The organism is Phyllobacterium sp., from assembly GCF_037994425.1.
GTDB lineage: Bacteria > Pseudomonadota > Alphaproteobacteria > Rhizobiales > Rhizobiaceae > Phyllobacterium.
Window position 1 is genome coordinate 1 of the sequence record NZ_JBBNAM010000345.1, and the last position, 17,873, is coordinate 17,873.

18 protein-coding genes are annotated in these 17,873 nt (G+C 58.8%); 16 read left to right on the forward strand and 2 right to left on the reverse strand.

Annotation, left to right across the window (positions count from 1 at the left end; translation table 11 throughout):
• On the reverse strand, positions 1 to 550 hold a 550-nt coding region (locus AAAB35_RS22760; RefSeq protein ID WP_340670551.1), incomplete at its 3' end, for a transglycosylase domain-containing protein.
• A gap of 280 nt (positions 551 to 830) precedes the next feature.
• On the opposite strand from AAAB35_RS22760, the gene AAAB35_RS22765 reads away from it, so the two are divergent.
• The 12 genes from AAAB35_RS22765 (at position 831) to AAAB35_RS22820 (ending at position 11,116) form a co-directional block, all read left to right on the forward strand.
• The gene (locus AAAB35_RS22765) at positions 831 to 1,463 is read left to right on the forward strand and encodes a LysE family translocator (RefSeq protein ID WP_340670552.1); all 633 of its coding nucleotides are present in this window, start codon (positions 831 to 833) and stop codon (positions 1,461 to 1,463) included.
• Positions 1,464 to 1,595: 132 nt separating this feature from the next.
• A complete protein-coding gene (locus AAAB35_RS22770) occupies positions 1,596 to 3,122 on the forward strand; it encodes a glycoside hydrolase TIM-barrel-like domain-containing protein (RefSeq protein ID WP_340670553.1) in 1,527 nt (508 codons plus the stop codon).
• A complete protein-coding gene (locus AAAB35_RS22775) occupies positions 3,107 to 3,724 on the forward strand; it encodes a hypothetical protein (protein ID WP_340670554.1) in 618 nt (205 codons plus the stop codon). The genes AAAB35_RS22770 and AAAB35_RS22775 overlap by 16 nt, the downstream gene beginning before the upstream one ends.
• 19 nt (positions 3,725 to 3,743) lie before the next feature.
• The gene (locus AAAB35_RS22780; protein ID WP_340670555.1) at positions 3,744 to 3,962 is read left to right on the forward strand and encodes a hypothetical protein; all 219 of its coding nucleotides are present in this window, start codon (positions 3,744 to 3,746) and stop codon (positions 3,960 to 3,962) included.
• Positions 3,963 to 4,054: 92 nt separating this feature from the next.
• Entirely contained in the window at positions 4,055 to 4,306 is a 252-nt protein-coding gene (locus AAAB35_RS22785; RefSeq protein ID WP_340670567.1) for a hypothetical protein, read from the forward strand.
• A 22-nt stretch (positions 4,307 to 4,328) separates the two neighbouring features.
• Positions 4,329 to 5,000: a response regulator transcription factor gene (locus AAAB35_RS22790; protein ID WP_340670556.1), complete on the forward strand. Its 672-nt coding sequence runs from the start codon at positions 4,329 to 4,331 to the stop codon at positions 4,998 to 5,000.
• A gap of 118 nt (positions 5,001 to 5,118) precedes the next feature.
• On the forward strand, positions 5,119 to 6,447 hold the full coding sequence (locus AAAB35_RS22795; RefSeq protein WP_340670569.1) for a sensor histidine kinase: 1,329 nt from the start codon (positions 5,119 to 5,121) through the stop codon (positions 6,445 to 6,447).
• Between the two features lie 83 nt (positions 6,448 to 6,530).
• Entirely contained in the window at positions 6,531 to 6,959 is a 429-nt protein-coding gene (locus AAAB35_RS22800; protein ID WP_340670570.1) for a hypothetical protein, read from the forward strand.
• Positions 6,960 to 7,039: 80 nt separating this feature from the next.
• A complete protein-coding gene (gene ccmI / locus AAAB35_RS22805) occupies positions 7,040 to 8,221 on the forward strand; it encodes a c-type cytochrome biogenesis protein CcmI (RefSeq protein WP_340670558.1) in 1,182 nt (393 codons plus the stop codon).
• A complete protein-coding gene (ccmE, locus tag AAAB35_RS22810; RefSeq protein ID WP_340670559.1) occupies positions 8,221 to 8,667 on the forward strand; it encodes a cytochrome c maturation protein CcmE in 447 nt (148 codons plus the stop codon). Before ccmI ends, ccmE begins: the two co-directional genes overlap by 1 nt.
• On the forward strand, positions 8,664 to 10,646 hold the full coding sequence (locus tag AAAB35_RS22815) for a heme lyase CcmF/NrfE family subunit (RefSeq protein ID WP_340670560.1): 1,983 nt from the start codon (positions 8,664 to 8,666) through the stop codon (positions 10,644 to 10,646). Before ccmE ends, AAAB35_RS22815 begins: the two co-directional genes overlap by 4 nt.
• Complete coding sequence (locus AAAB35_RS22820; protein ID WP_340670561.1) at positions 10,643 to 11,116, forward strand: cytochrome c-type biogenesis protein; 474 nt, start codon at positions 10,643 to 10,645, stop codon at positions 11,114 to 11,116. The genes AAAB35_RS22815 and AAAB35_RS22820 overlap by 4 nt, the downstream gene beginning before the upstream one ends.
• A 6-nt stretch (positions 11,117 to 11,122) precedes the next feature.
• Here the strand turns inward: AAAB35_RS22820 and AAAB35_RS22825 are convergent, their stop codons facing one another.
• A complete protein-coding gene (locus AAAB35_RS22825) occupies positions 11,123 to 12,013 on the reverse strand; it encodes an MBL fold metallo-hydrolase (protein ID WP_340670562.1) in 891 nt (296 codons plus the stop codon).
• A 184-nt stretch (positions 12,014 to 12,197) separates the two neighbouring features.
• Between AAAB35_RS22825 and AAAB35_RS22830 the strand changes: the two genes are divergently transcribed.
• From AAAB35_RS22830 to AAAB35_RS22845, 4 genes are all read left to right on the forward strand, one after another.
• Positions 12,198 to 13,727 (forward strand): Do family serine endopeptidase, encoded by a 1,530-nt coding sequence (locus AAAB35_RS22830; RefSeq protein WP_340670563.1) that lies wholly within the window; start codon positions 12,198 to 12,200, stop codon positions 13,725 to 13,727.
• 153 nt (positions 13,728 to 13,880) lie between these two features.
• Entirely contained in the window at positions 13,881 to 14,567 is a 687-nt protein-coding gene (locus AAAB35_RS22835) for a response regulator transcription factor (protein ID WP_340670564.1), read from the forward strand.
• Positions 14,564 to 15,964, forward strand: coding sequence for a HAMP domain-containing sensor histidine kinase (locus AAAB35_RS22840; protein ID WP_340670565.1), 1,401 nt, complete (start codon positions 14,564 to 14,566; stop codon positions 15,962 to 15,964). Before AAAB35_RS22835 ends, AAAB35_RS22840 begins: the two co-directional genes overlap by 4 nt.
• The coding region (locus AAAB35_RS22845) for a bifunctional [glutamine synthetase] adenylyltransferase/[glutamine synthetase]-adenylyl-L-tyrosine phosphorylase (protein WP_340670566.1) at positions 15,961 to 17,873 on the forward strand (1,913 nt) is incomplete at its 3' end. The genes AAAB35_RS22840 and AAAB35_RS22845, both read left to right, overlap by 4 nt.

The following is a 17,873-nucleotide window of genomic DNA, read 5'->3' on the forward strand; positions in this document are numbered from 1 at the left end:
TAAGAAAAAGGTTCTTGGCGAGCTGCTGCGTAATCGTCGATCCGCCCTGCACTACGGAGTTCGCTCGCAGGTTTTCTGTCATGGCGCGCGAAAGACCGAGGAAATCAATGCCGAAATGATCGAAGAAACGCCGGTCTTCGGTCGCGAGAACTGCCTTGATAACATGATCGGGCAGTTCGTCTATGGGGACGGCGCTGCGATGTAGAATGCCGCGCTGGCCGATCTCGTTGCCGTAGCGATCGAGAAAGGTCACCGCAAAGTCGTCGCGTGTGCGCCAGTTCTTCTCTGTTTCGTGAAATGCCGGAATTGCCAGCGTAAGCATGACGACCGAGCCCGCGGTACCCCAAGTAAAACCTTCGCTTAGTAATTCGATTATGGCCCGCCGCCAGCCGGTGACGCGGAACCGGCGGAAGAAAATCGTGGTGTCTTCCCAGAACTCGGCAAGGCGAAAGCGTAATTCGTAGAGGGAAGAATCGATCCAGGCATCAAGTCCGAGCAGCGGCGAGACCTTGAATCGCTTACGTTGCTTGCCTGGCCTGGGCTCTTCCATCGAATTCTTGCCTGCCCTACGCTTGGCCACGTCTACCCTGAACGGACATGGTGTAGCGGATTACGCTTAACAGCTTCTTAGGACGTCTGTTTTGCAGTGAGATTATATGGTGGCTTCTTCCATCAAAGAATACCGCCTTTGTGACTAGCGCGACAAGGAGCGAAGAGTGGCGTAACACGATTTCATTGAGGAGTGTTGCCAAAGAGCAAGCCTGCGGTTTCTGCATGCAATTGCCGAACGCCGGTGGATTGATGGCATTTTTCACTTGAGGGTAATGCGCATGTCTATCGAGGATTGGCTTGCATTCGTTGCGGCATCGGCAATTCTTCTGGCCATTCCCGGCCCCACCATACTTCTCGTCATTTCTTATGCGCTCGGTCATGGCCGGCGTTTCGCGGCGGCGACCGTTGCAGGCGTGGCGTTGGGCGATTTTACGGCGATGACAGCCTCGATGCTCGGCCTCGGCGCATTGCTTGCGGCTTCGGCGACCATCTTCACCGTTCTCAAATGGGTGGGCGCTGCCTATCTGATCTATCTTGGAATCAAGCTGTGGCGCGCACCTGTCGCAAACCCGGACAGCGGCGAAAAGCCGGCAAAGAACGAAAAGGCTCTGCCCATATTCCTTCATGCCTATGTGGTAACGGCACTGAACCCGAAAAGCATCATCTTCTTCGTTGCTTTCCTGCCCCAGTTCCTTGATACGTCCCGTCCCGTGCTCATGCAGATGGTGATTTTCGAGGCGACCTTCCTCGTTCTGGCGACCATCAATGCGGGCACCTACGCCCTGATGGCGTCCATGGCGAGACATACAATCCGCAAGCCGAAAGTGCAGCGTATAGTCAATCGCACGGGCGGATCGCTGATGGTGGGGGCGGGACTGCTCGCGCTCGGCTGGAGAAAGGCTGCCTCCTAAGAAATAATTCATATCTAGGAAAATAGTCCTTGACTGCGTAACGGTCTTGCTGTAGGTTTTAGTCATCGTCGGAATTGTGACTTCAGCTCTTGCAGGCCACCGACCTGCTCGCCTTCGTTCTTCAGGAAATTCATGACCAACTCGTCACCTGCCATGAGGCGGAGGAGTGCAATTGCGCTCTGCCGCGACTATGGCATCTCTCCGGCCGAAATTGCACCATTGTTCGGCCAGGGCGAGCAACAGTTCCGGCGCGCGGAGGACCCGGACAGTCTGCGCGGGCCACAATTCGACGGGGCCTGGTGCGATGAATTGGGGTGTCCGGCCGCGGACAAGGGGCCGAACCAGCCGAATGTTTTCCCGGACATGAAATCTTCGGAAGGTGCCTTTCCCTATTTCTCCGACCATGGGCGCTGTGATCTCGCCCAAAACCGCTACCTGCGTGCGCATTTTGCCCATTGGAACGCCGCTGGCAGCGGTGGAATGCTGGACCGGGAGCGCCTCTATGTCTGGGCGTGGGACACGCGGCCATTTCCCGAGTTTCCGTCGAATCGCAAGCTATGGGCTGACGGAGGCAACTGGACCACCGGTCACTGGTTGAATGGCCGACTGTCAGGCGTGGCGCTCGATGAGCTTTTGTCGGCGATCCTCAGCGACTTTGGCGTGCCAAACGTCGACACGAGCGAGGTCGATGGCTTTGTCAGCGGCTATGTCATCGATGAGCCAACAAGTGCGCGCGCCGTACTTGAGCCTATCCTCGCGCTTTTCGGGGTGGATGCCTTCGAGGATGGCGGGCGGCTCATCTTCCGCAGTTCTGCGCGGCTCGGCGGCGAGGCGCAGCTGATCGACGAATTCGTGGAGCAGGAGGAACCAGGCCCTGTCAAATGGCGGCTGGATGAACCGACGGACCAACCCTCGCGTGTTGAAATCGCCTATCGTGACCCCATGCTCGATTTTCAGGGTGCTGTAGCCTTCGCCGAACGGCTTGACGGCAAGGGAACCGAAAACCTCGCGATTGCCGGCATGATCGACGAGGGGCAAGCCGTATCTCTGGCCGAGGAGCGGCTGCAAGCGCGGCGCGCCGCCCGTCGGTCGCTTGTGTGCGAACTGCCCTGGAAGCAGGCGGCATTGAAACCCGGCGACAAGATCAGGGTAGCGGGCATCTCGTCCACATCGGATTTCGTCGTCACCTCAATCGAGGATGGCGCGACACGGCGCGTTGCCGCAAGAGCAATGCCGCGACACGTACGCTATCCGGTGAGGGCTGCACTCCCTGCCGCAACCGGCGGTGGGGTGCCTATGCGCGGGCGGCCCCATTTCGAGCTTATCGACCTTCCCATGTGGCCAGGAATCGAAAAGGCGGCGGATCAATTCCGCAGCGCGACCTTCGCCAAACCCTGGAGCGGCGTAAGCGCCTTCGTCTCGCCGGAAGCGTCCGGCTTCGAGGCGCGCGCGAAACTCGCCGACCAAGCGATCATGGGTGAACTGACATCACCACTCGAGTCGAGCGGCAAGAGCGGACGTCTCCTCAATAGCCAAATCCTGGAGGTCCAACTTTATTATGGCGAACTGCGTTCAACATCGTTGTCTCAGATGCTCAATGGTGCCAACACCGCGCTGCTTGCGACGGCAGATGGCGTTGGGAGATGCTTCAATTTTTGAATGCCGAGGAAGTGGAAAGCGATCGCTGGCAGCTCTCGGGGCTATTGCGCGGACAATGTGGGACGGAAATGGAGGCGCTCGATCCAAGGCCGGTAGGAACGCGGTTCATCCTGCTGGACCGCGCGGTATCACCTCTCGGGTTGAAACCCCAGGAGGCGGGTTTGAGCTTGAACTGGCGCATTGGAACGTCAGGAGAGGACTTTACCGATCAATTTTACACCACAACTACGGCGGTTGGCGGTCTGCGCGCACTGCAGCCTCTGGAGCCGGTACATCTGCGGATAAATGGCGAGACAAATGGCGACCTGCAATTTCGCTGGATCAGACGCGGGCGAATCGATGCCGACAACTGGCTCGCCACAGACATTCCACTGGGGGAAGACAGGGAAGCCTATCGCATCAGGGTTCGTGTTGGCGAGCGGCTGGTTCGATCGGCCGATGTCGCCGGTCCGAGTTGGACCTACGCGCAATCGCAACGCCGGGACGATTTGGGCCGTCCCGATGCAGATTTTGATTTCGACGTCGCCATGATCTCAGCGGTCACAGGGGCCGGGCGTTCCGCTCGACTGGCAGTTCGTCAAAACACATTGAAGTATATGTAATTTCACAAAGGAATTGATCATGACCAATGAAAAGCCTTGGTTCCTATCAAAGACCATTTGGGCCTCGATCGTAACGGTTCTGCTTTCCTGTTCCGGGTTTTTGAACATATCGCTGGAACATCTGGATCAAACGGAGCTTGCGGAAACAATCGTGCAATTCTTGACGGCGATGAGCGGGGTCGTGGCATTTTTTGGCCGTCTCAGTGCCACGTCGCTCATTTCACGTAAAGAAATATAGTGTTAAAAGGCGTGACGCAGTGGCAATCCAGCCGTTTGCATCCCAACTGTTCATGCATCGTTCAGACACCAAGCGATACTAATAACGCCATGATGAAACACTTGATTTTCTCTCTGCCCCTCGCGGGCTTGATATCGGTCGCTGGCGTCGTCGCTGCCGGCAGCGCCCTAGCTGCGGATTGCTCGGCCGTAGGCCAACAAGTCGCGGACTCACAAGGCGGCACCCTTGCGCGCGCCACCTCCGTTGTGCAGAACGGTAAGGAAGTCTGCGTGGTCGTCGTGCTCATTCCCGGCAGGGATGGCGAACGGCCGCGCCGCGTCGAAGTGGCTGTACCGGCTAACTGACCTTGCGCGTGGGAAATACTGGATGAGAATACTCGTCGTCGAAGATGATCGTGACCTCAACCGCCAGTTGGTCGACGCCTTGACCGATGCGGGCTATGTGGTCGACAAGGCTTTCGATGGCGAGGAAGGCCACTTCCTGGGCGACACGGAGCCCTATGATGCTGTGGTCCTCGATATCGGCTTGCCGCAGATGGATGGACTGACAATTCTTGAAAAATGGCGGCGGGACAACAGGAGCATGCCGGTCCTGTTACTTACGGCGCGCGACCGCTGGAGCGACAAGGTTGCCGGAATCGATGCCGGTGCCGACGATTATGTCGCCAAGCCATTCCATATCGAGGAGGTTCTTGCACGCTTGCGGGCCCTTATCCGGCGTGCGGCGGGCCATGCCTCCTCGGAGATTACTTGCGGACCTTTGCGCCTTGACACCAAGACGTCGAAGGCCACCGTTAACGGCTCGGCGCTGAAATTGACATCGCACGAGTTCCGCCTTCTATCCTACCTTATGCATCACATGGATGAAGTCGTTTCGCGCACCGAACTCGTCGAGCATCTTTATGATCAGGATTTTGACCGCGATTCCAATACGATCGAAGTCTTTGTTGGGCGTTTGCGCAAGAAAATGGGTATGGATTTAATCGAAACGATCCGCGGCATGGGCTACCGGATCAAATCGCAGGACAGCAAGTCCTGATTGTGTCCCGGCGGCGAACCCCGCACGCTTTTGCGGAAATCAACAGGACAAAGGGCGCCGTGTGAAAATCCGCCTGAGCCGCTATCTCCCAAGCCTGCGTTCGCTATCGCTGCGCGTCATCACCCTGTCGACATTGTGGACGATCGTCTCATTTGTTGCCATCGCCACGATCATCTCCGCGCTGTATGGCGATGCGCGCCTGCAAAGCTTCAAGCAATTGCTCTCGGCGCATCTCTTCAGCGTGATTGCATCGGTAAGCGTCAATGACGGCACGCTCGCTGGCCGCCCGGATCCTGGCGAAGTGCGATATTCGAGCCCGCTATCAGGCTGGTACTGGTCTGTTGATCCGGTGGGCGACAATCTCAAAGGTTCACTTCGCTCCATTTCCCTGGGCGACAAGGCCATCGATTCTCCTTCGACGCTGCTTGTTCCCTTCGACACGTCGTTCCAGCGCTCCTACACGGAGACTGGTCCAAATGGACAACAGCTTTCCGTGGTCGAAACCGAAGTTGTTCTCGATGCCGAAAATCGCGTGGCCCGATTCCGAGTGATGGGCAATCTCAGTGAAGTGGAAGGCGAAATCGCCGACTTCCGCCACACGCTCTACTTTTACCTCGGGATATTTGGCCTGGGCGGTACGCTGATCAATGCTGCCGTCATTCTCGTTGGCTTGAGGCCGCTGGACCGTGTTCGGCGCACCCTTGCCGACATTCGCGAAGGCAAGGTTTCGCGTCTCAACGAGAACCTGCCTGATGAAATTGCGCCGCTCGCCCGCGAAATGAATGCGCTGATCGAAAACAATCGCCGCATCATGGACCGGTCGCGAACCCAGGTGGGAAACCTCGCCCATTCGCTGAAAACACCCCTTTCGGTCCTTGTCAATGAGAGCCGCACGATTGGCGGAACCGAGGGGCGCCTCATCGCCGAGCAGAGCGCCGCGATGCAGATGCAGGTGCAGCACTATCTGCAGCGGGCGCGTATTGCGGCTCAACGTGACAGCGTCGTATTTCGCGCGCCAGTGACGCCGATCCTTGCACGGCTGGCGAGAGTTACCGCGAAGCTCAACCCGGACAAGGATGTGCGTTTCGACAATCATATGGAAGACGTCATCTTTGCCGGCGAGGAGGAAGACCTTGAGGAAATGGTGGGCAATCTCCTCGAAAATGCTGGAAAATGGGGCAAAAGTATAATCCGGCTGGCTCTTGCCAAGGTGGAGAACGGTTTTGAGATCAGTGTTGACGATGATGGATCGGGCCTTGCTTCAGAACAGATCAAGGATGCGATTACGCGAGGAAAGCGTCTCGACGAGAGCAAGCCCGGCACGGGCCTCGGGCTTTCCATCGTACATGACACGGTACGCGAATATGGCGGAACCCTGCGCCTGGAGCGCAGCGTCGACCTTGGTGGCCTGAGCGCGCGTTTGACGCTGCCGATAGCTGGAAACTGAATGAAGCTTGCAAGACCGCGCTCAATCAGGCCATAAACGGATTGCTGACCAAAGTATTTGAAGTGTTTGTAAACGGACAGATGATGAAACTTGAGATTGCCATTTCCCTCCTCGCGATCGCACTCCTCTCTGGTTGTTCCACTCCGTCAGGATCGAAAAGTGGCGGCGGTACGTTCACCAGCCTGACTGGCGGCGGAAAGCAGCCGGCTTCCGGCGTGCTTGCCGCCCTCGGCAACGGTCTGATCGGCAATGCATCGCTTGATGCATCCGATCGCAAGCGAGCCCTGCAGGCGGAATACCAGGCATTGGAATATTCCCCCGCGGGCAAGACAGTCGAGTGGAAGAACAGCAGTGGTAACCGTTCGGGCGAGGTAGTCGCGGCGCAGCCCTATCAGGTTGGGTCGCAAAATTGCCGCCAGTACACGCATACCGTGAGGATCGACGGTACCCCGCAATCGGCGCGCGGCACTGCCTGCCGCAACGAAGACGGCAGTTGGACACCACTTACATAGCTTCGATTTGATCACATTTTCGTTTTGCGGCGAATTGCCCTATCTGCGAAATCCCTTGGATTTTAGGCGGATGGGAGTCTATGTCTCAACCCATGGTTTTCTGGATATCTGCTGCAATTTTGACCGTGGGCGCGACGCTACTAGTGCTTCTGCCATTGACGCGACGCGTCAAGGCATCAGCGTCCGACAGTCAATACGATGTCGAGGTTTATCGGGATCAGTTGCTTGAACTTGAGGCCGACGAAAAACGCGGGCTCATTGATCACGTGAGCAGCGAACAGGCGCAGGCTGAGATCGGCCGCCGCCTATTGAAATCGGCACGGGCCGTCGAGGCAGACAGAACGAGCGTTCGGTCGCAGAAGAGCGCGCTGCGTGAATGGTTGACCCTCGCAACAGTCGTCGCTATTCCGCTGATTTCCTGGGGCATTTATACGAAGACAGGCTCTCCCGAGCTCCCGGCACAGCCGCTGGCGGAGCGGCTCGCACGTCCTCCAGACCAAAACACGCCAGCCGAACTGATCGCGCGCGCCGAAGCACACCTCACTCTCAACCCGGACGATGGTCAGGGTTGGGAGGTGCTTGCTCCCATCTATTTGCGCATTGGGCGGCCTGCCGATGCCGTCGCCGCGTTTCAAAATGCAATCCGGCTGAACGGCGATAGTGTGACGCGCCAACTGGGGCTGGGACAGGCGATGACGGCTGCTGCCGACGGCAAGGTTACGCCGGAAGCCGAAGAAGCATTCAGGCATGCGCTCGAACTCGACCCCAAGGACATGCGGCCGCAATTCTTCATCATTGACGGCTGGATGCAGCAGGGGCGGCTCACTGAGGCGCGCGACCTGATCAGGAAGCTGCTGACGGAGGCACCCGCCGACATTCCGTGGCGCGATCAGGCGCAAGCCGCCTTGACGAGGTTGGATCAAGAGATATCGGGCGACGCGCCGGATGTCAGCGACGTCGAGAAGACGGGTCCTGACGCCTCGCAGGTTGAAGCTGCCGCGGGCATGAGTAGCCAGGACCGAGCCGAGATGATCGAAACCATGGTTGCGGGTCTTGCCGAAAAATTGAAACAATCGCCTGATGATGTGGAAGGTTGGGAGCGTCTGGTTCGTTCCTATGTGGTCCTCAACCGACCCAACGACGCCATCGAAGCGCTTGAACGCGCGCGAAAAGCGCTGAGTGCCGATAAAGTTGTTCAGCTTGATGCGGTGGCCAAGGATCTCGGACTTGAAGACGAACCCGGCGCTTCGGAGAAGAATTGATGACGCGTAAACAGAAGCGGCTTTCGGTGATCGGAGGTGGGCTGCTTGTGCTGACGGTTGCTGCCGCCCTTGTGCTGTTTGCGCTTCAGCAGAAGATCGCTTTCTTTCGCATGCCCTCGGATATTCAGGCGACCGACATGCAGTCGGAATCGCGCTTCCGGTTGGGCGGCCTTGTCGAAAAGGGCACGGTCGTGCGCGGTGAGGGCACGAAGGTCAGTTTCGCTGTTACCGATCATATCAAGAGCGTCCCTGTAACTTATGACGGCATTTTGCCGGACCTCTTCCGCGAAGATCAGGGCGTGGTGATTGAGGGCAGGTTCACGCCGGGCGGTGCATTTGTCGCCGACAGCGTGCTCGCCAAGCACGATGAAAACTACATGCCCAAGGAAGTCGCCGACAGCCTGAAGGCCAAGGGCGTATGGCAGGGGGAGAACAAGCAGCAATGACAGTGGAACTCGGACATTTCGCGCTGGTGCTTGCCCTTGCCTTGTCGATGGTCCAGGCGGTTCTGCCCGTACTCGGCGCGCGCCGCAACGACGAGCGGATGATGGCGGTTGCGGTCCCCGCGGCCTTTACGGTCTTCGCCCTGATCGCGCTTTCCTTTGCTGCATTGACGGCAGCTTACGTCCTCTCTGATTTCTCCGTACAGAACGTCTTTGAAAATTCGCATTCCCAAAAGCCACTCCTCTACAAGTTCACGGGCGTATGGGGAAATCACGAAGGCTCGATGCTTCTTTGGGTTCTGATCCTCACCTTCTTCAGCGCCCTTGTCGCCTTCTTCGGCAACAACCTGCCGCCCGCGCTCAAGGCCAACGTTCTTGGTGTACAGGCCTGGATCGGCACCGCCTTCCTGCTGTTCATCGTCGCGACGTCCAATCCCTTTGCCCGGATCAACCCTGCGCCGATCGAGGGGCAGGACCTCAATCCGATCCTGCAGGATATCGGCCTCGCCATCCACCCGCCCATGCTCTATCTCGGCTATGTCGGCTTCTCGGTCTGTTTTTCCTTCGCAGTGGCAGCGTTGATCGACGGGCGGATCGACGCCGCCTGGGCGCGTTGGGTGCGTCCATGGGCGTTGACAGCGTGGCTGTTCCTCACCGGCGGCATCGCTATGGGCTCCTACTGGGCATATTACGAACTTGGATGGGGCGGCTGGTGGTTCTGGGATCCGGTCGAGAATGCCTCGTTCATGCCATGGCTCGCGGGGACCGCACTGCTCCACTCGGCTTTGGTCATGGAAAAGCGTTCGGCACTGAAGATATGGACCATTCTTCTCGCGATCCTGACGTTCTCGCTTTCACTCCTCGGCACGTTCCTCGTTCGCTCCGGCGTCCTGACGTCCGTTCACACATTTGCGAATGATCCGGGCCGTGGCCTGTTCATCCTCGCCATCCTCGTGCTTTTTATCGGCGGATCGCTGGCACTTTTCGCCTGGAGGGCACAGACGCTGGAGCCCGGTGGGCTGTTTCAGCCGATCTCGCGGGAAGGCGCGCTGGTATTCAACAATCTCTTCCTGACCACGGCCGCAGCGACGGTTCTGATCGGCACACTCTACCCGTTGCTGCTTGAATCGCTGACCGGCGAGAAGATTTCGGTGGGCGCACCCTTCTTTAATCTCACGTTCGGCCCGCTCATGATTCCGTTGCTTGCTGCGGTTCCATTCGGTCCGATGTTGGCCTGGAAGCGCGGCGATATTCTCGCCGCCGCACAGCGATTGATGGCCGCCTTCTTTATTGCCCTCGTCACCGTGGGGCTTGTGCTCTATCAGACATCGGCGTCGGGCGTTCTGGCGGCTTTCGGAATAGGTCTTGCCGTCTGGCTGATGCTCGGCGCAGTAACCGATCTCGCCCTCAAGATTGGAATCGGCAAGACCTCCGCGAGCGTTGCGATACAGCGTCTGATCGGCCTGCCACGCTCGGTCTTCGGCACCACGTTCGCGCACTTCGGTCTCGGCGTAACGCTGCTCGGCATCGTCGCCGTTTCCACCTTCGCGACCGAAAGCGTTCTGGTGATGAAGCCGGGCGATACCGTCGCTGCGGGCGGTTATACGTTGCGTTTCGACCGGGTCGAACCCGTAAAATCATCCAATTATAACGAGGATCAGGGGCACTTCATGGTTCTCGACCGCGCAGGCAATGAAGTGACGGATCTTCTCTCGTCAAAGCGGTTCTTCCCAGTCCGCAAGATGCAGACCACGGAGGCGGGCATCAAAACCTTCTGGTTCAGCCAGCTCTACGTTTCGCTCGGTGACGCGGCCAAGGATGGCGGCGTGGTCGTCAGGGTCTGGTGGAAGCCTTTCGTTACCCTGATCTGGCTGGGAGGGGTGGCGATGATGGCGGGCGGTTGTCTCTCGCTGTTCGACCGGCGCCTGCGCATCGGCGCCCCCGCGAAGGCGAAGGTATCGAAGGCGCGGGCGACAGCATGAAACGGCTGCTTGTTCTGGTCATCCTCGGCCTGTCCCTATGCTTTGCCGGCGCATCGCTAGCAGTGTCACCAGACGAGATGCTGAGCAATCCGGCACTTGAGAAACGTGCCCGCATCATATCTGCCGAGCTGCGTTGCATGGTCTGCCAGAACGAATCGATCGACGATTCGAATGCCGATCTGGCCAAGGACTTGCGGCTTCTTGTACGCGAGCGGCTGGTCGCCGGCGACACCGACCAACAGGTCCTCGATTTCCTCGTGGCACGCTATGGAGAGTTCGTGCTCCTGAAGCCGCGGTTGCAGTTTTCGACACTCCTGCTTTGGGGCTTTCCGATCGCTGCGCTTGTGGCCGGAGGGTTTGCGATTATCATTTCGATACGCCGCAGGCGCGCCGCTCCCGCAGAAATCGCGCCGCTTACGGATGGTGAAAAGCGCGAGTTGACGAAGATATTCGCAACTCCAGAGGATTGAGGCTGGCTATTCTTCCGCCTCGCCGGACAGAACGGCCTTGATATTTTCCCGGTGCACCGCCTCATAGGGAGCGAAATAGTTGATCGCGCCCGAGCGAAAATCCTCCGCGGCAAACGCCCTCAGATCTTGATCGGCGGTTTCGCTGTTTTCACGCAGCTTAATCAGCTTCTCGACATAGTTTCGTGTCGCCTCGATCAGTCCGCGCCCGTAACCACCTGCAACGATGATTTCCTCCGCGCCGTGATTGGGCAGTATTTTCGTGATGTCCCATGTGGCCATACGGGCGAGGTCGGCCAGATGCTGCTTCAGCCGGGTGGGTTCTGCGACGTAGGTTATTGGATCCTCCAGCGCATCGCCAGCGAACAATAGTGAGTGTTGCGGCAATAGCATCATGGTGCCGTCGTGGCTGTGGATATCGACGACGCGCAATTCGACGTCGATCGTGCCGACGCTCAGCTTCAGTTCGTCTTCGAAAATGCGGTTGGGCATGACCAGGGGCCGGATTGGTGGATCCCTGTTTTCGAGATTTTCGCGATGATCGCGCAGCGCCCTTTCAGTCAGGTGATTGGCGATGATCTCGCAATCGGCAAATACCTCATTGCCGGCGACGTGGTCCACATGCCAGTGGCTCAAAACCACACGTATCCGGCGGGCCCCCGCATCTTCAAGTGTCTTGCGGATGATGTGCGCGTGGGCGAGGGAGATGCTCGTGTCGTAGACGAGTGCCTCCGCTCCCGATATCAGTGCATAGGAGCACACCCCGAGCGAATAGGCTCCATCGTCGAGCCAGTTGGGACGTTCCGAATAGGCCCGAACACCATCGATCCTTCCATCGTAGAACGCGTAGACGCCCGCATTTGGCATATGGATGCGGAGGGTTGATCCGAGCTCCGGCATGATGAATCTCCAGGTGAATGAGGTCGGCAGCGTGGGGATAAAACCAGCTTTTCAGAGCGCCGTCCAACATCAATCTTACAAATTTGTCATGTTGCGGAAATGGCGGGGTAACGTTCCTATCTGTATCACTACTGATATGAAGCGATCGTTTCCCTCGCGATCGGACTTTCAAGGAGATACATTCATGCCGAATATTCGCAAGTCCTCACATTTCCGCAAGGGCATCGCTGCCGCAATGTTGTCCTCGGCGCTCGTCGGGGGCTTCCTGGCAACCGGCCCGCTTGCAGCCATCGTTCCCGCTCAGGCAGAAGCCGTGCGCGTTGACGCTCCCCAGCAGCCCGGCTTTGCCGATGTTGTCGAGAAGGTCAGCCCCGCCGTAGTGAGCGTCCGCGTCAAGAGCGCCATCCACCAGACGGCCGACGATGGTTCGGGCATGCCTGGCCTCGACCAGCTGCCGGACGACCATCCGTTGAAGCGCTTCTTCTACGATTTCGGCGGCCAGGGCCAGCGCATGGAGCCGCGCAAGGGCGGCCCGCGCGATCACAACCGTCCTGATCGCATTCGTCCTACTGCCCAGGGTTCCGGATTCTTCATCTCTGAAGACGGCTATCTCGTCACCAACAACCACGTCGTTGAAGACGGCAGCGCTTATTCGGTCGTGCTGAATGACGGCACCGAGCTCGATGCCAAGTTGATCGGCAAGGACAAGCGCACTGATCTCGCCGTCCTTAAGGTCGATGACAAGCGCAAGTTCACCTATGTTTCGTTCGGTGATGACAACAAGATTCGCGTCGGTCAGTGGGTTGTGGCGGTAGGTAATCCCTTCGGCCTCGGCGGCACGGTAACTGCAGGCATCGTTTCGGCTCGCGGCCGTGACATCGGCGCAGGCCCGTACGACGACTTCCTGCAGATCGATGCTGCCGTCAACCGCGGTAACTCCGGTGGTCCCGCCTTCAACCTGAATGGTGAAGTCGTCGGCATCAACACCGCCATCTTCTCGCCGTCGGGCGGCAGCGTTGGCATTGCCTTCGCTATTCCCTCGACGACGGCCAAGGGCGTTGTCGATCAGCTCATCAAGACCGGATCGGTTTCGCGCGGCTGGATCGGCGTGCAAATTCAGCCGGTCAACAAGGAGATCGCTGAATCGCTCGGCCTTGCTGAGGAGAAGGGCGCCCTTGTCGCCGAACCTCAGGCCGACGGCCCCGCAGCCAAGGCTGGTGTATCGGCTGGCGATGTGATCACGGCAGTGAACGGCGAGACCGTCTCCGACCCGCGTGATCTTGCCAAGAAGATCGCGGCGATCAATCCGGGCAAGGATGTCGAAATGACCGTCTGGCGCAAGGGTGAAGCGAAGTCCCTCAACGTTGCGATCAAGGCAATGCCGGGCGACAATCAGCAGGCTTCGAAGAACCCGCAACAGGACGAGGATAGCGCAAAGCCTTCGGCCCTCGATGATTACGGTCTGACCGTAATGCCGTCCGACGACGGCAAGGGTGTTGTCGTAACCGACGTCGATCGTCAGGGCGACGCAGCCGACAAGGGCATTACCACGGGCGACATCATCGTCTCGGTCAACAACCAGCCGGTGAAGAGCGGCACGGAGATCGAGACTGCCATTACGTCTGCAACAAAGGCCGGCCGCAAGGCAGTTCTCCTGCAGGTTCAGACCAACGATCAGTCGCGCTTCGTGGCGCTGCCGATCAATCAGGGATGACCCTGAACTAGAGGTTGCGGCGGCGCTTCACATCCCCCACCCCCGCAAGCGCCAAAGCACACAAGGGCGGCAGATCTCCTTCGATTAATCTGCCGCCCACTTCTTTTGGGGCACCACTTAACGCATCCACCAAAACCGGCTTAGAATTGCGCCATGAAGATTCTTGTCATTGAAGATGACCGCGAGGCGGCCCGATATCTGGAGAAGGCCTTCGCCGAGGCGGGCCACACAGCCGATGTCGCCGGCGACGGCGAGACCGGTTATGCGCTTGCCGAGCAGGGCAGTTATGATGCGCTTGTCGTCGACCGGATGCTGCCACGTCGCGATGGCCTCTCAGTCGTGGCAGCTTTGCGTGCGCAGGGCAATGATACGCCGGCCCTGATCCTTTCAGCACTCGGCCAAGTCGACGACCGCGTTACCGGGCTCCGCGCCGGCGGCGACGACTATCTAACCAAGCCGTATGCCTTCTCCGAGCTTTTGGCGAGGATCGAGGTCCTGCAACGTCGCTCCAGCCCGAAGGAAGCCGAGACGGTTTATCGGGTTGGCGACCTCGAGCTCGATCGTCTTTCCCATACGGCAAAGCGGGCCGGCCAGGTGATCATCCTGCAGCCGCGCGAGTTCCGCCTGCTTGAATATCTCATGCGCCATGCCGGGCAGGTCGTAACCCGCACCATGCTGCTCGAACATGTCTGGGACTACCATTTCGATCCGCAAACCAACGTGATCGATGTGCACGTCTCGCGCTTGCGCGGCAAAATCGAAAAAGACTTCGATACGCCCCTGCTGCATACGGTGCGCGGGGCAGGCTACATGCTCAAGGCAACCGAGACCGGTGCATGAGTCGCTTCTCCGCCATGATGAAGATGACGGCCGTCCGGCTGTCGGCCCTTTATCTCGTATTATTTGGCGTTTGTGCGCTGGTCCTTGTGTTCTACATGACCAGTCTTTCCGTGCGTCTCCTGACCACGCAAACTGAAACCGCCGTCAACGAAGAGATCGAAAGTATAGGTCAATCCTACGAGCGTGGCGGCATTGCCGGACTTGTCCGCTCGATCGACCGCCGCGGCCGCCAACCCGGCGCCTATCTCTATCTCGTTACGGATCCTGCCGGCAGGATCGTTGCCGGCAATGTCCAGAGCATCGAAATCGGCGTCCTGCAGAACGAGGGCTGGATCGAGCGTCCCATCACCTATGAGCGCTACGGCGAGGGTAACGACCCCAAGGTCCACACCGCAATCGCGCGGGTGATCGTCATGTCCAATGGCATTCGCGTCATGGTTGGGCGCGACCTCGGGGAGCCGGAACAGGTGCGCCTTGTCGTGCGCCGTGCCCTGATGGCCGCGCTCGGCATCATGGGCGTTGGCGCCTTTCTGATCTGGTTCTTCGTCGGACGACGCGCCCTGCAACGCATCGATCAGGTGTCCGTGGCATCGCAGCGGATCATGGGAGGTGATCTCGCGGGACGGCTCCCCGTGAGCGGCTCGGGCGATGAGTTCGATCGTCTGTCAGAGAATCTCAACGGGATGCTGGCGCGCATCCAGGAACTCAATGAAGGTGTGCGGCATGTCTCCGACAACATTGCCCACGATCTGAAGACACCGCTGACGCGCATGCACAACCGCGCAGAGTCGGCGATCGCCAGTGCGCGGACGACGAAACATTGGCGCGCCGCGATGGAAGGCATGATCAGTGATTCCGATCAGCTTATCCGCACCTTTAATGCCATTTTGATGATCTCTCGCCTCGAGTCCGGATATTCGACAGAGGCACTTGAGCAAATTCCGCTCTCGGCTATCGCGGAGGATGTGTTCGAACTCTACGAGCCTTCCGCGGAGGAGGCCGGCGTCAAGCTCGTGCTGGGCCCCGTCGATGCGACACCGGTAAAAGCCAATCGGGAACTGGTCGCCCAGACCGTCTCCAACCTTGTTGACAACGCGATCAAATATTCAAGGGGCATTGACCGACCCGTTGAGGTTTCCCTTTCCGTCGAAAAACAGGACGACAAGGTGAAAGTCATCGTCGCCGACAATGGACCGGGTATACCAGCCGATCAGATGGAGCGCGCGACGGAACGGTTCGTCCGGCTGGAGGAAAGCCGTTCACAGCCGGGCTCCGGCCTCGGTCTCAGCCTTGCCAAGGCGGTCATGAAATTGCACGGTGGGACCTTGGAACTTGCGGACAATGCGCCGGGGCTGCGGGCAATCCTGACATTTCCCGCAGGAGAGGAAAGCGGATGAGTGGAAAATCCAAGGCGGCGAATGCTGATGCGCCATTCTTTTCGCAGGTTTTGCGGGAACTGGCGCCCTTGGATAAGAAGAATGCGGCCGCTCTCTTACGGGAGTTTCTGAAAACTGCCGCGGAAAAGGGCTCTAAGAATTGTGCTGCGCTGAACGACAACAAAGCTGCGGCCGGCTTCCTCTCTGCCGTTCTCGACCTCTCGCCCTACCTGCGCAACATTCTGTTGCAGCATCCAGCCCTGCTCGAGCCTCTGTTGAAGGAGCCACTCACCGCACGGCTCGAAGCGCTGATGCAGGAGATTGCTGCTGGCAACGGTGAGGACGATGTCACCGAAGCGAGCCTGATGACGGCCCTGAGACAACAGAAGCTCGAGGGGCACCTGCTCGTAGCGCTCGGTGACTTGTCAGGCGTGTTTACGACCAAGGACACCACGTTCTGGCTTTCGCGTCTTGCCGAAGAATGTGTCGGCGCAGCGGTGCGCTTCCTTTTGCGCGATGCGCAGGCAGCCGGCAAGCTGAAGCTCCCCGATCTCGGGCATCCGGACAGGAATTCCGGCTGGATCATTCTAGCAATGGGAAAGTTCGGCGCGTTCGAACTGAACTATTCTTCCGATATCGACCTGATCGTCTTCATTGATGAGCACAGTCCGGCCATTCCCGATCCCTATGACTGTGTTGAAACCTTTTCACGGCTGACGCGCCGTCTTGTTCGCATTCTTCAGGACCGCACGGCGGATGGTTATGTGTTCCGCACAGACTTGCGGCTGCGCCCCGACCCCGGATCGACGCCGCTTGCGATTCCGGTTGGCGCCGCGCTCAACTATTACGAGGGGCGAGGGCAAAACTGGGAACGCGCCGCCATGATCAAGGCCCGTCCGGTTGCCGGCGACATTGCGGCCGGCAAACGCGTGATCGCGGAACTTGCCCCTTATGTCTGGCGAAAATATCTCGACTACGCCGCCATTGCCGACGTGCACTCCATCAAAAGGCAGATACATGCGCACAAGGGCCATGGAGAAATTGCCGTGCGCGGTCACAATGTGAAGCTCGGGCGCGGCGGCATTCGCGAGATCGAATTCTTTGTCCAGACCCAGCAATTGATTGCCGGTGGACGGTTTCCGCCGCTCAGGGGCTCGCGCACCGTCGACATGCTTTCAGCCTTGCATGATCTCGGTTGGATCAGCGAGGACGCTCGCGATACGCTTACGCAGAAATATTGGTTCCTGCGTGACGTCGAACACCGCATTCAGATGATCGCCGATGAGCAGACGCATATGCTGCCGGAGGACGATGAAGAATTCCTGCGCGTCGCTCGTATGATGGGCTATCAGGACGGCGAGAGCTTTGCCACGGATTTCCGCCAGGCGCTAACGACTGTCGAAACCCATTACGCTGCGCTGTTCGAACAAGCGCAGGCGTTGACCGGCGAAGCCGGAAACCTCGTGTTCACGGGTGATGTCGACGACCCTGATACCTTGAAGACGCTTGCGAATTTCGGCTTCGAGCGACCAAGCGACATTTGCCGCGTCATCCGGACTTGGCATTTCGGCCGATATCGCGCCACCCAGTCGGCCGAATCGCGCGAGCGCCTGACCGAATTGACGCCGGTTCTGCTAAAAGCATTCGGGGCGACAAGCCAGGCCGATGAAGCGCTTATGCGCTTTGACGAAATGATCAAGGGATTGCCGGCGGGGATACAGCTCTTCAGCCTGCTGCAATCCAACCCGCGCCTTCTCGAACTTCTGGTGCTGATCATGGGAGCGGCGCCGCGCCTTGCCGGGATCATCACGCGCAAGCCGCACATATTCGACGGGATGCTCGATCCCGCTATTTTCGCCGATGTTCCGACCCGGAGCTATCTTGCCGAGCGGCTGGAAAATTTTCTCGGCCCCTCCAAGGTTTACGAGGA

What these genes read in the sequence shown, in the direction of transcription:
- AAAB35_RS22790 (WP_340670556.1), top strand. Translation starts at nt 4,329, where the DNA reads ATGAGAATACTCGTCGTCGAAGATGATCGTGACCTCAACCGCCAGTTG.
- AAAB35_RS22830 (WP_340670563.1), top strand. Translation starts at nt 12,198, where the DNA reads ATGCCGAATATTCGCAAGTCCTCACATTTCCGCAAGGGCATCGCTGCC.
- AAAB35_RS22785 (WP_340670567.1), top strand. Translation starts at nt 4,055, where the DNA reads ATGAAACACTTGATTTTCTCTCTGCCCCTCGCGGGCTTGATATCGGTC.
- AAAB35_RS22835 (WP_340670564.1), top strand. Translation starts at nt 13,881, where the DNA reads ATGAAGATTCTTGTCATTGAAGATGACCGCGAGGCGGCCCGATATCTG.
- AAAB35_RS22840 (WP_340670565.1), top strand. Translation starts at nt 14,564, where the DNA reads ATGAGTCGCTTCTCCGCCATGATGAAGATGACGGCCGTCCGGCTGTCG.
- AAAB35_RS22775 (WP_340670554.1), top strand. Translation starts at nt 3,107, where the DNA reads ATGCTTCAATTTTTGAATGCCGAGGAAGTGGAAAGCGATCGCTGGCAG.
- AAAB35_RS22770 (WP_340670553.1), top strand. Translation starts at nt 1,596, where the DNA reads ATGACCAACTCGTCACCTGCCATGAGGCGGAGGAGTGCAATTGCGCTC.
- AAAB35_RS22815 (WP_340670560.1), top strand. Translation starts at nt 8,664, where the DNA reads ATGACAGTGGAACTCGGACATTTCGCGCTGGTGCTTGCCCTTGCCTTG.
- ccmI (WP_340670558.1), top strand. Translation starts at nt 7,040, where the DNA reads ATGTCTCAACCCATGGTTTTCTGGATATCTGCTGCAATTTTGACCGTG.
- AAAB35_RS22765 (WP_340670552.1), top strand. Translation starts at nt 831, where the DNA reads ATGTCTATCGAGGATTGGCTTGCATTCGTTGCGGCATCGGCAATTCTT.
- AAAB35_RS22780 (WP_340670555.1), top strand. Translation starts at nt 3,744, where the DNA reads ATGACCAATGAAAAGCCTTGGTTCCTATCAAAGACCATTTGGGCCTCG.
- AAAB35_RS22820 (WP_340670561.1), top strand. Translation starts at nt 10,643, where the DNA reads ATGAAACGGCTGCTTGTTCTGGTCATCCTCGGCCTGTCCCTATGCTTT.
- AAAB35_RS22825 (WP_340670562.1), bottom strand. Translation starts at nt 12,013, where the DNA reads ATGCCGGAGCTCGGATCAACCCTCCGCATCCATATGCCAAATGCGGGC.
- ccmE (WP_340670559.1), top strand. Translation starts at nt 8,221, where the DNA reads ATGACGCGTAAACAGAAGCGGCTTTCGGTGATCGGAGGTGGGCTGCTT.
- AAAB35_RS22800 (WP_340670570.1), top strand. Translation starts at nt 6,531, where the DNA reads ATGAAACTTGAGATTGCCATTTCCCTCCTCGCGATCGCACTCCTCTCT.